The sequence below is a fragment of the Gemmatimonadales bacterium genome (assembly GCA_036279355.1).
GTDB lineage: Bacteria > Gemmatimonadota > Gemmatimonadetes > Gemmatimonadales > GWC2-71-9 > DASQPE01.
Genome location: DASUJH010000040.1, coordinates 41118 through 52561, shown reverse-complemented (window position 1 = coordinate 52561; position 11444 = coordinate 41118). Strand labels below are relative to the sequence as shown.

The window sequence follows — 11444 nt, the reverse complement described above, 5'->3', positions numbered from 1 at the left end:
ATTTATTGCCCAGATCGTACCACGACTCGATGCCCGGCAGGATGGCCTGGAAGCCGTTCTTCCTGAGCCGCTCGAGGTGCGGCTCCGAGAGGAGCGAAAGACTGCTCTCGGCGATGTGCCGCATCCGCCGCGGCGGCACCGCGTCCTCGATCGCGCCCATGTAGTCGTCGAAGCGCACCCCGAAGTTGGGGTCGTGCCAGGCGACGATCGGATTCCGCTGCTTGGTGAGCAGGAAGGCGAGGTCGTCGCGCAGCGCGCGAAAGCCGAGCGGCTGGTACTCGACCGTCGAGTCGAGGCAGAAGCTGCACGTGTAGGGGCAGCCGAAGCTCCCGATCAACGGCACGATCTTGATCGTGGGCGCCTTGGCGAGCGTCGCCTCCACGAATTGCCAGCGCTCGGCCAGGCTCGGCAGCTCCGCCGGATGGCGCGCCGCGTTGAGCTGGCGGCCGATGGGGCGGTGCGGCGCGCAGTCGAGCAGCACCTCGTCCACCGCGGCGCGGTCGGTGAAGCCCATCACGTAGTCGAAGTACAGCGCGGCGTCCTCGGGATAGCACCGCGCGTGCGGGCCGCCGACGGCCGTCACCGCGCCGCGCCGCCGGAAGAGATTGCTCAGTGCGTACGAGAGTTGCGCCGATTGGGTGAACGCGCCGACGAACACGAGATCGAGGTCCGCCGGCAGCTCAGCCAGCAGATTTTCAACGCCGGTGTAGCAGACGAAGTGCACCTCATGGCCGGCCTGCTCGCACCACACGCCGATCACCTGGGGCATGATGCTCGCCAGGTTGGCGTTCATGACTCGGCCGTAGAGCGATGGATTGGGGGACTTGGTGACCAGATCGAGGATGCCGACGCGCAGGCGACGCATGCGGGCTCCGAAGTACGGGTGCTGCCCACGAGCGGTCCCGATCGAACGAATCCGCGAATGGTCAGTCCAGCCAGGACTGCCGAACGCAGTGAACCTAATACCGGAGAGGGGCGAGGGGCAGCCTCTGGCCTCATGGCGGCCCCCGCGTTATCGTAGGTTCCTTCCCCAGTCCGCCCCGACCCGGCCTTTCTTGTGGGAGCACCCGGCCCATGCCAACTGAGACGATCCGCCGTCAGGCGAGGTTCCTGCCTGACCGCGTCATTCTGTCCGAGAGTGTGGAGCACAACCGCTGGTATCCGATCGCGCAGGGCCGCCGTCACGATGACAACCGGCCGGGCATGGTGCTGCTCGACTTGGGGGTGCGCCGGCTCAACGTGCCGGAGGTGTGCCTCGAGTTCCGGGACGGAAGAGCCGGGGCCGACATGGCCGCTGACGCCCCCGGACCCCAGCGACGCGCCCGCCATTGGACCCGGAAGCTTGCGCTCACAGCTTCGATCGTTCCGCTCGGCCTGGTCGCGGCGCTTGCCGCCGGACTGCTGGTGGAAGGACGCCCGCCGCAGATTCGTTAGCGGTACAATCCGCTAGTACCGCACCCCGCTTCCCACCACGAGCGCCCACCCGGCGGGTTCCACGTCGGTAGAGAACCTCCGCACGAAATCGATTCGCACCGCCTCGCCGTCGGTCGTGCGGCTCGGGCCCAGCCTGAGCCCGAATCCGGTGTCGGTCCCCGTGCGCCGGGGCGAGCCGTCGTACCACGCGCCCCCGTGGTCCACGAACGCCGCGAGGCCCACGCCGAGCGCGCCCCAGAGATCCTCCGCGGCGGTCCAGCGGTACTCGGCCGTGAGGTTCACGAATCGATCGCCGGTGAACGCGTGCGCGTAGAAGCCGCGCGGCCCGCTGGTGAGCCCGAGATCGAACTCCTCCCCCGGCAGCGGATTCTTCTGCCAGCCTAGCTGCGCCTGGAGCACGAGCGTGTGCGGCCGGGCCGGCTGCACCATCCAGGTGCCGGTGACGCGCACCGTTCCCGAGTCGAGTCCCGCGCCCGTATAGAGACCGGTGGCCGACGCGCCCACCTGGGCAAAGCCGCCGGGCATCGGCAACCCCGCCTGCGCGCCTGCTTGCACGCCCACGCCGTTACGCGCGTAGCCGAAGGCGCGCGGGGCCGCGTACGCACCGACGATGAGCGCGGGGCTCAGGTCGACGTCCTCCTCGCGAAGGAAGCTCCGGTAGTTGTGCACCACGAGAAAGTGCGCCCGGTTGAGCCAGAGATACGGGCCCGCCGCCGCCGTGATGGTCCGAGGAAACGGCGCGGGCCCGAGCGCGTCGCGCGACACGAAGTCGTCGCGCCGGAGCTGCGCCACGAATCCGACGCGCACGAACCCGCCGGTTGAGGCGCTGAGCGCGCGCGCGCCATCGAACCTGAGTAGCGCGTACCGGCGGCGGAGCACCGTCGACGCCGTGCGCCCGCCGTTCACGAACCGGAGCACGTCGCCATCGAAGTCCACCGCGCCGAGCTGCACGCCGGTGCGCGCGGCATAGCTCAGGAACGGCTGCCCGAGCCCGAAGCTGAGCGAGCGCCCGTCCGAGCGGTGCTGATAGCCCAACTGCAGGTAGATCCGGTTTGCTATGAGGCGCGGCTGGCGGAACAGGGCGGTGATCGTCGTGCGGTCGGGCTGGTCGGAGTACGCGAGCGCGCCATACGCGGCGTTGCCGAAGAGATTCTGCTCCGCGAGACCGATGGTGTACTCCGTCTGATTGCCTGCGCTGGAGAAATCGAGTTGCGGGCGCGCGCTCCAGCCGTCTTTGGTCGTGACCCGGAGCACGAGTCCAGAATCCGTGCGCACGCTGTCCACCAGCACCCGCCGAAAGATGCCGAGCGCACGAAGATTTCGCTCCGTCTCGGCCACGCGCGCGGCGTCGAACCGCTCGCCCGCGTGGAAGAGCAGCTCGCGCTCCACGACGCGCCGGCGCGTGGTGACGTGCAGCGCGTTGGCGACGTGCGTGAGCCAGCTGTCATCCTCGCCCGGCTCGAAGATGCCGAGCCGGCGGATGATGACGCCGCGGATCACGGACGACGTGTCGGAGGTGGAGTCTGCCGACGCGGGTGCCTGTGGTGACGCGGCGGTCTGCGCCCACGCGGTGCCCGGCGCGGCCACGTTCACGAGCCCCAGCGCCAGCGCCGCGATCGCTACCGCATTTCGCGCCGCCCCCCTCATCCCATGCTCCGTGCGGGCAGCGCATCGCCGAGTGCCGCCACGCTCGCGATCACCCGGTCCGGCGCGATGCCGCTCTCGCGGAGCACGTCTTCCCGGAACTTGCCGGTGCGTACGATCCAGCCTCGATAGCCCGCTTCCTGGGCGCCGCGCACGTCGGACCAGAGATCGTCGCCCACCATGACCACGTCGTGCCGCGCCGCCGCGTCGAGCCCGAGGCTCGCCACCGCCTCATCGAAGAACGCAGCGCTCGGCTTGCCGGCCACCAGCGCCGTGCGCGATGCCGCGTACTCGAGCCCCGCCACGAACGGCCCTGCGTCGAGCGCCAGCGCGCCGTCGCGCAGCCAGTATCGGTCGCGCGAGAGCGCCACGAAGATCGCGCCGCGCAGCAGATACTCGAATGCCTCCTGCATGAGGCCGTAGGTCCAGCGTTCCGCCAGGTCGCCTACGACGACCGCCTCGGGCCGGGTAGCGGACGATTCGGCGGCCCGCCGGGCCAGGCCGCCCGCGAGGGTGAACCCATCCAGATCGTCGAGAGCGGCGGGCGGCAAAAATGGCGCGACGACGCGCACCCCGCGCCCGCGCAGGAGCTCGGCGGCCGCAGTGACCGGGGTAAAGATCTCCTCCTCCCCCGCCTCGAACCCGTAGCCTCTGAGCCGCTCGGCCAGGCCGGCCCGAGGCCGGCTGGTCGTGTTGGTGACGAATCGGAACGGCACCCCCGCCTGGCGAAGCCGCGCGAGGGTCTCGGGGGCACCGGGCACCGCTGCCCCGCCGCTGTAGAGCGTACCGTCGAGATCGAGGAGATAACCTGCCGGCAGTGTCATGTACCCTGCTTTATCTTTCGGTATGCTCATCACGCTCACGTTGCTCGCGCACATCGGCGTGCTGCCGCCCGCACTGCCCGTGCCCGCGATCCATGATTCGCTTCCCGCCGCGCAGCCTCCGACGGTTACCTACCCGTTCAAGGTCGGGGAGACGCTGCACTACACGGCCAGCATCGGCTACCTGCCGATCGGCTCCGCCGATCTCGCCGTCACCGGGCTCGCCAGGGAGCGCGGGGCCGAGACCTTCGTTCTCACGCTGTCGGGCGAGGGCGGGCCGCCTGGGTTCGGCATCTCCTACGAGGCAACCTCATGGGTGGGCACCAAGCAGTTCACCTCGCGCCGATTCCATCGCCGCGTCGCCCAGGCGGGCCAGGTGACCGATCAGAGTTTTCTGATCTACCCTGACTCGGCGCGATATCGGGAGGTGGGCAACCCGGAGGCGTGGGTCGCCCCGCGCGACGCGCTCGATGAGGTCGCCTTCCTGTACTTCCTTCGGACGACACCGCTCGAGGTGGGCCGCACGTACTCCTGGGCGCGCTACTTCCGGACCGGTTTCAACCCGGTGCAGGTGCAGGTCACCGGCCGCGAGGCGGTGCGGCTCCCCACCGGCGAGACGCCCACGTGCCTCGTACTCCACGTGACTACGCGAGCCGGCGCGTCGGACCTCTGGCTCACCGACGACGCCCGCCGGCTCCCCGCGCAGGCGCGCGTGCCGCTCAACTTCGGCACCGTGACGCTGCAGCTTGCGGGCGTCGGCGCCGGCGCCGGGTCGGAGTCGGCCCGGCGCTGATCAGTAGCGGCCGAGGTAGGTTTCGATCTCCCAGCGGCTCACCTGCTGATTGTACTGCGCCACCTCTTCCCGCTTGGCCTCGAGAAACCGCTCGGTGAGGTGCTCGCCGAGCGCCGCCTTGATCACGTCGTCCTTCTCGAAGAACTCGAGCGCCTCGTGCAGGTCGCGCGGCAGCTCGTCGATGCGGTACTTCCGGCGGTCGCGGAAGCTCATGCGAAAGATGTTACGGTTGACCGGCTCCCGCGCCGGCAGCTTCTGCTCCACGCCGTCGAGCCCGGCCGCGAGCTGCACGGCGAGCGCGAGATAGGGATTGGCCGAAGGGTCCGGCATGCGCAGCTCGCAGCGGGTGCCGATGCCGCGGCGCGCGGGGATGCGCACGAGCGGCGAGCGGTTCCGGATCGACCACGCCACGTTCACCGGCGCCTCGAACCCGGGCACCAGCCGCTTGTAGCTGTTGATGAGCGGGTTGGTGATGGCGCAGTAGCCGCGCGCGTGCTGGAGCAGGCCCTCGATGTAGTGCAGCGCCACGTCGGAGAGCTGGTTCTCCGCGTCGGGATCGAAGAACGCGTTCTCCTTGGGCCCGCGGAAGAGCGACTGGTGGGTGTGCATCCCGCTGCCGTTCTGGTTCTGGATCGGCTTCGGCATGAACGAGGCGAGAAAGCCGGCGCGGTGGGCGACGTCGCGCACCACGAAGCGGAACGTGGCGATGTTGTCGGCCGTGGTGAGCGCCTCCGCATAGCGGAAGTCGATCTCGTGCTGGCCCGGCGCGACCTCGTGGTGCGCCGCCTCGACCTCGAACCCCATGAGTTCGAGCTGCTCGACCATGAGGCGGCGCAGCTCCTCACCCCGGTCCATCGGCGTGAGGTCGAAGTAGGCGCCCGCGTCGTGCGTGAGCGTGGTGGGCGCGCCGTCGGGCGCCTTCTCGAAGAGGAAGAACTCCGCCTCGCACCCCGCCATCATCGTGAACCCGAGCCGGCGGGCCCGCTCGATCTGTCGCTTCAGCGTGGTGCGCGGGCAGCCGGCGAAGGGCTCGCGCTCGGGCGTGAGGATGTCGCAGATGATTCGGGCCACCCGACCACCCTCGTCGTGGTACGGCAGGATGCGGAAGGTCGCGAGGTCGGGCGTGAGGAGCATGTCGCTCTCCTCGATCCGCACGAACCCCTCGATCGACGAGCCGTCGAAGAGGATCTCGCCGTCGAGCGCCTTCTCGAACTGGGTGCGCGGCACCTCGACGTTCTTGTTGATGCCCAGGATGTCGGTGAACTGGAGCCGGAGAAAATCCACCCCGTACTGCTCGGCCAGCTCCAGGATGTCCCGCTTGCCCGCGCCGGCCAGATCGGTCGGAAAGGACTCGCGAGCTGGGCGCGGCTCGGTGCCCGTCGCCATGCGACCTCGTCTCGTATGAAGTTCGCAGAAACGTAAGGACGCCGTCGGCTCCCACGCCAGCCGCGCCGCCGTTACATTGCCCGCTCGTCACCTCGCATCGCCGGAGCCGCATGTCCGCACCGCAGTCCCCGACCTGTCCCGCCTGTGGCGCCGCCGCGAGCGGAAATTTCTGCAGCAGTTGTGGCGGCTCGCTCGCGGCGCGCAAGTGCACGGCGTGCGGCTCCGAGCTGTCGACCCATGCGCGATTCTGTCACCGCTGCGGGCAGCCCGCGGTCGCCTGGGCCGGCGCGCCGGCGGCGGGCGCACCGCCGGTGCGCGGCACCGGACCCGGCGCCGGCCGATCCGATCGGGCCATCTGGCTCGCGGCCGGTGCGGTGATCGCGCTCGCGATCGGCGGCATCGTGCTCAAGGTGGAGCGTGGCACCGCGCCGGCGCCGTCGCCCGACATGGCCAACGTCGGCTCCCAGTCTGCCGCCCCGTTTGCACCGTTCGCCAATGGCGGCGCGCCCGAGAACGGCTCCGCCGGCGGCAGCGCCGCCGGCGTGCCCGTCGGTCCCGCTCCCGACATCAGCCGCATGTCGCCGCGGGAGCGGTTTGACCGGCTCTTCAACCGGATCATGAGCGCCGCCGAGCAGGGCGACACCGTCACCGTCACCCGGTTCACCCCGATGGCGCTCGGCGCCTACGGCCAACTCGACACCGTGAACACCGACGCGCGCTATCATGCGGCCGTGCTCTACACCCAGGCGGGCGACTTCCCCGCTGCCCTCGCGCTTGCCGACACGATTCTGGCGACCCAGCCGGGCCACCTCTTCGGGTATATGGTCCGCGGCACCGTCGCAGGTCTGTCGGGAGATGCGCGGGCACGCGATGCAGCACTGAAGGGATTCAAGGAGCACTACGCGCCAGAGATGAAGGCGGGGCGGCCCGAGTACGCGGACCACAAGCCGGCGATTGAGGCGTTCAGGCAGGAGGCGGTGAATGGGCGGTAAGGGCGGTCCCATGCCCCTCGTCATCCACGTTGCCCACAGCCCCGATTCCGACGACGCCTTCATGTTCTACGCGCTCGCGGAAGGCAAGCTCGAGACCCGAAGCCTTCGCTACGTGCACGAGCTGGCGGATATCGAGACGCTCAACCGGCGGGCGTTGCGCGGCGAGCTGGAGGTGTCGGCGGTCTCGATCCACGCGTACGCGTATCTCGCGCGGACGTACGCGTTGCTCGGGAGCGGTGCGTCGATGGGCGATGGCTATGGACCGCGACTCGTAGCGCGCCTGGCACCGCCCGCCGATCCGCGCGCGGCGCTCCGCGGCAGGCGCATCGCGATCCCCGGCAAGCTCACCACCGCGTATCTCGCGCTGCAGCTCTACCAGCCCGAGTTCGACCCTGTCGTGCTGCCCTTCGACCGGATCGAGGATGCCGTTCATGCGGGCGAGGCGGAGGTCGGCCTCCTCATCCACGAAGGACAGCTCACCTACGCCGATAATGGCCTCCATCTCTGGGCCGACCTCGGCGCCTGGTGGCTCGACGACACCGGCCTGCCGCTTCCGCTCGGCGGCAACGTGGTGCGGCGCGACTTGGGGCCCGATATCTCCCGCCAGATCGCGCGAGACCTGCGGGCGAGCATCCGCTACGGGCTCGAGCATCGGGCGCCGGCGCTGGCGCACGCCAAGCAATTCAGCCGCGGGCTCACCGATGAGCGCGCGGACACGTTCGTCGGCATGTATGTCAACGAGTGGACGCTGGACTACGGCCCCCGCGGCCGGCGCGCGGTGCAGTTGCTCCTCGACCGCGCGCACGCCGCTGCGCTCATCCCCGAACGAGTCGCCGTCGATTTCCTCGACTGAGTCGCCGCATCACTGATTGACCCCGTCCGCGCGGGACGGGTAACTTCTCGATCCCCTCCCAATTCACGTTCGAGGAGCGCAACGGTGCCCCTGCCCGATGGCCCGGTCACCATCATGGTCGTGGACGACGAGCCCGCGGTGCGCGCGACGCTGTCCCGGTTTCTCCAGCGCCAGGGCTACGAATCCCTCTCCGCCGCCACGGGCGACGAGGCGCTCGAATTCCTGCGCCGCCGCAAGGTCACGGGCATGCTGCTCGACGTGCACCTGGCCGGCGTGAGCGGCATCGATCTCGTGCCGCGCGTGCTCGAGCTCGAGCCGGCGCTCGCCCTGCTCATGCTCTCCGCCGAGAACGACGCCACCAGCGCCGCGCTCTGCATGCAGCGGGGCGCGATGGACTATCTCACCAAGCCGATCGACCTCGTGCCGCTCGGCCGCGCCATCCAGCGCGCGCTCCAGCGGCGGCAGGAGCTCCTCGAAGGCCAGCAGACCACGCGCCTGCTCCGCGATGAAGTGGCCGCGCGCAGTGTCGAGCTCCGGCAGGAGCGGGCCAGCCTGGAGCGCATCTCGCTCGCGACGCTCGAGGCGCTGGTGAACGCGCTCGAGGCCAAGGACCCGTACCTCCGCGGACACTCGGCCCGTGTCGCCGATCTCTCGGCCACGGTCGCCGCGGAAATGGGCTGCTCCGACGAGGAGGTCGAGGCGGTCCGCACCGGCGGCCGCCTGCACGACATCGGCAAGATCGGAATCCGGGAGAGCATTCTGGGCAAGCAGGGGCCGCTCACCGACGAGGAGTACGACCACGTGAAGCAGCACGTCGTCGTCGGCTCGCAGATCTTGGCGCCGCTGGTCCACCTGCAACACGTCATCGGCTTCGTCCGGAGCCATCACGAGCGCTGGGACGGCAGCGGCTATCCCGATCGACTCGCGGGGGGGGCAATCCCCACCGGCGCGCGCATCATCGGCACGGTGGAGATCTACGACGCGCTCACCACCGCCAGACCGTATCAGGAGAAGATGGACCCGGGCACCGCCATCGCCCGGATGCGCGACCTCGTAGGCAGCGTCCTCGATCCGGCGGTGCACAGCGCGCTCGAGGCGGCGGTGACGCGGCGGATGGCGCTCGTGTTTCTTGAGGACGAGCCGACCTGAGCGCGGCCGGCGTGCGCCCGGGTCAGGCCATGCTCTGCTGGGACTGCTTGGCCTGCTGGTAGGCCATCCCGCGCAGCCGGATGATGCGCTGCGCGATCGGCGGGTGCGAGGCGAAGAGGTCGCCGGCGAAGCCTTCGTGGTTGGTGAATGCGTTCCCGGCCGCATCGACGATGCATAGGTGCGCCGCTCCCTGCGTGATGGTGCGGGTCGGCGCCGCCGCCACCGACAGCTTTTCCAGTGCCGACGCGAGCGCGCCAGGATTCCGGGTAAACTGCGCGCCCGTCGCGTCCGCCAGGTACTCTCGCTTCCGGCTCACCGTCATCGCCAGCAGCCGCGAGAGCACCGGCGCCACCACCAGCGTGAGCAGCCACAGCACCAGAATAATGAGCCCAAGCCCCCCACCGCCTTTACCGCCTCTGCCGCCCCTGCCACCCCCTCCGACCCTCACTCCCCCACGCACCATCCTCCCCATGCCGTCCGAGAGCAGCGCGATCGCCCCCACCATCGCGGCAAGGAGTGTCATCAGGCGCGTGTCGAGATTCTGCACGTGCGCCATCTCGTGCGCCACGACGCCCTGCAGCTCGTCCCGGCTGAGCGTGTCGAGCAGCCCCTGCGTGACGGCGATGCTGGCGTGCTCCGGGTCGCGCCCGGTGGCGAACGCGTTGGGATCGTCGTCCGGCACGATCCAGATGCGCGGCCGCGGCACGCCGGCAGCGATGGCCATCTCTTCGACCACGTTGACCAGCTTCTGCTGCTCGGGCGTGGCCGGATTGATGATTTCCCAGGCCCCGGTGGACCAGAGGATCCGCTGCGCCCCCGAGCGCCACGCCGACCACGCGATGCCGCCGGCGACGAGCGTTGTGATGATGCCGATGAAGGGGACGACGTGGTGATAGGCGCCGCGCGGTGCATGGGCCGTGAGCAGGCCGAACGCAATGTCGCCGCCGAACCCGACCCACGCGAAAAACACCACGAACCCGACCACGAGCCAGGTCGAGCGCCGGCGATTGGATTCCTGTTGCGCGAAGAGATCGCTATCGCTCAATGACGCGCGACCCGGTCGCTCAGCTTGGCGGTTTGATCGAGAGATCGACCGTCGGCAGCGCGCGCTCCCCGGCGTCCTCGATCTCCCACAACTCCGCGGGCGTCGCCTGCGCGAGCCCGGCGAGCAGATTGGCGGGGAACTGCATCTGGCGGGTGTTGTATGCCGTCGCCGTGTCGTTGTAGAGCTGCCGCGCAAAGCCGATCCGGTTCTCGGTGCTGGTCAGCTCCTCCTGCAGCTGCATGACGTTCGTGTTCGACTTGAGCTCGGGATAGTTCTCCGACAGCGCGAACAACCGCCCAAGCGCCTGCGTCAGCTCCCCCTCCGCCCGGGCCGTGGCCGGCACTCCCGTCGCCGCGACCGCCTTGTTGCGGGCCGAGATCACCGCCTCGAGCGTCGAGCGCTCGAAGTCCATGGCGCCCTTCACCGTGTTCACCAGGTTTGGGATCAGGTCGTGGCGCCGCTTGAGCTGGACGTCGATCTGCTTCCACGCGTTCGCCACCCGGTTCTTGAGCGCGACGAGCGAGTTGTAGGTCGTGATGGCCCAGAGCGCGATCAGCGCGAGGATGACAAGCAGCACGATGGTGGCCATGAGGCTCCCCCGGTTGGCGGACTATTCGGGCGGGAGGAAATCGATGAGCGCGGCGCGGATGCCGGCGGCGAGCGCCGCTTCACCTTCGGGCAGGCGGAGCGCGGGATGCCGCTCGTCGACCAGCACTTCGACCCCGGGCGCCACCGGAATGCGGCGACACGTGCTCGACTGCGGCACCGGCTCGCCCCCGGGAGGCGCGAGCCAACTGTGCAGCGCGCGGCCCACCCGTCCGCGCGCGGTGCCGGGTCCGCGGGCCAGTGGAAGCTGCGCCGGCCGCGGCAGCCCCGGGCCAAGAGCCGCCGCGACCCGGCGCTCGACGGCGTCGCCGGTGAGTCCGGCCAGCTCGCGCACGATCACGTCGAGCGTGGCGCCCTCCATCTGCCGGAGCTTGATGGCGAGCACCTGCAAGAGGTGGCGGTAGCCATACGTCGCCGCCGTGCCTCGTCCTTCGGGCGGGCTCACGAGCCCGCGCGCGACGTAAAACCGGATGGTGCGCTCCGTCGGATGCGCGCGCGCCACCGCGCTCACCGGCACGATGGCCGAGGCGTCGAGAATGCCCCCAGCCAGCGCCGAGAGGTCCCTGAGCCCCCACGGCGCGAGCCCGCGGTACTCGCGCAGCAGGACGAGCGGATCGGCCGCCGGCGGGCTCGAGAGCACCGCGGTCATGCGCTATGCGGAGAGAACACGCCGGGCCTCTCCTCTTGTCGAATGGGATGCGGATGCAGGGGGCATCCAGCG

12 protein-coding genes are annotated in these 11444 nt (G+C 69.9%); 5 read left to right on the top strand and 7 right to left on the bottom strand.

Features of this window, described 5'->3' with window-relative positions:
* On the bottom strand, nucleotides 1-865 hold an 865-nt coding region (locus VFW66_10345; GenBank protein ID HEX5387090.1), incomplete at its 3' end, for a hypothetical protein.
* Between the two features lie 209 nt (nucleotides 866-1074).
* Here VFW66_10345 and VFW66_10340 point away from each other — a divergent pair.
* Nucleotides 1075-1434 carry a hypothetical protein gene (locus VFW66_10340; protein HEX5387089.1) on the top strand — a complete coding sequence of 120 codons (360 nt, stop codon included), beginning with the start codon at nucleotides 1075-1077 and terminating at the stop codon, nucleotides 1432-1434.
* A gap of 12 nt (nucleotides 1435-1446) precedes the next feature.
* On the opposite strand, the gene VFW66_10335 is transcribed toward VFW66_10340, so the two are convergent.
* Both VFW66_10335 and VFW66_10330 read right to left on the bottom strand, forming a co-directional pair.
* Nucleotides 1447-3081 carry a hypothetical protein gene (locus VFW66_10335; protein ID HEX5387088.1) on the bottom strand — a complete coding sequence of 545 codons (1635 nt, stop codon included), beginning with the start codon at nucleotides 3079-3081 and terminating at the stop codon, nucleotides 1447-1449.
* A complete protein-coding gene (locus VFW66_10330) occupies nucleotides 3078-3902 on the bottom strand; it encodes a TIGR01458 family HAD-type hydrolase (protein ID HEX5387087.1) in 825 nt (274 codons plus the stop codon). Before VFW66_10330 ends, VFW66_10335 begins: the two co-directional genes overlap by 4 nt.
* Nucleotides 3903-3924: 22 nt before the next feature.
* On the opposite strand from VFW66_10330, the gene VFW66_10325 reads away from it, so the two are divergent.
* Nucleotides 3925-4692, top strand: coding sequence for a DUF3108 domain-containing protein (locus tag VFW66_10325; protein HEX5387086.1), 768 nt, complete (start codon nucleotides 3925-3927; stop codon nucleotides 4690-4692).
* Here the strand turns inward: VFW66_10325 and glnA are convergent, their stop codons facing one another.
* Nucleotides 4693-6078, bottom strand: a complete 1386-nt coding sequence (glnA, locus tag VFW66_10320; GenBank protein ID HEX5387085.1) for a type I glutamate--ammonia ligase — start codon at nucleotides 6076-6078, stop codon at nucleotides 4693-4695.
* 110 nt (nucleotides 6079-6188) lie between these two features.
* Between glnA and VFW66_10315 the strand changes: the two genes are divergently transcribed.
* From VFW66_10315 to VFW66_10305, 3 genes are all read left to right on the top strand, one after another.
* Nucleotides 6189-7070 (top strand): zinc ribbon domain-containing protein, encoded by an 882-nt coding sequence (locus tag VFW66_10315; protein HEX5387084.1) that lies wholly within the window; start codon nucleotides 6189-6191, stop codon nucleotides 7068-7070.
* Nucleotides 7071-7080: 10 nt separating this feature from the next.
* The gene (locus tag VFW66_10310) at nucleotides 7081-7923 is read left to right on the top strand and encodes an MqnA/MqnD/SBP family protein (protein ID HEX5387083.1); all 843 of its coding nucleotides are present in this window, start codon (nucleotides 7081-7083) and stop codon (nucleotides 7921-7923) included.
* Nucleotides 7924-8007: 84 nt separating this feature from the next.
* The gene (locus VFW66_10305) at nucleotides 8008-9072 is read left to right on the top strand and encodes an HD domain-containing phosphohydrolase (GenBank protein ID HEX5387082.1); all 1065 of its coding nucleotides are present in this window, start codon (nucleotides 8008-8010) and stop codon (nucleotides 9070-9072) included.
* Between the two features lie 22 nt (nucleotides 9073-9094).
* On the opposite strand, the gene VFW66_10300 is transcribed toward VFW66_10305, so the two are convergent.
* From VFW66_10300 to VFW66_10290, 3 genes are read right to left on the bottom strand one after another with little or no spacing between them, the layout of a single operon-like run.
* Nucleotides 9095-10117: a M48 family metallopeptidase gene (locus tag VFW66_10300; GenBank protein ID HEX5387081.1), complete on the bottom strand. Its 1023-nt coding sequence runs from the start codon at nucleotides 10115-10117 to the stop codon at nucleotides 9095-9097.
* Nucleotides 10118-10136: 19 nt separating this feature from the next.
* Nucleotides 10137-10706 (bottom strand): LemA family protein, encoded by a 570-nt coding sequence (locus VFW66_10295; protein HEX5387080.1) that lies wholly within the window; start codon nucleotides 10704-10706, stop codon nucleotides 10137-10139.
* A 21-nt stretch (nucleotides 10707-10727) separates the two neighbouring features.
* A complete protein-coding gene (locus VFW66_10290; protein HEX5387079.1) occupies nucleotides 10728-11372 on the bottom strand; it encodes a MerR family transcriptional regulator in 645 nt (214 codons plus the stop codon).
* Nucleotides 11373-11444: the final 72 nt, after the last annotated feature.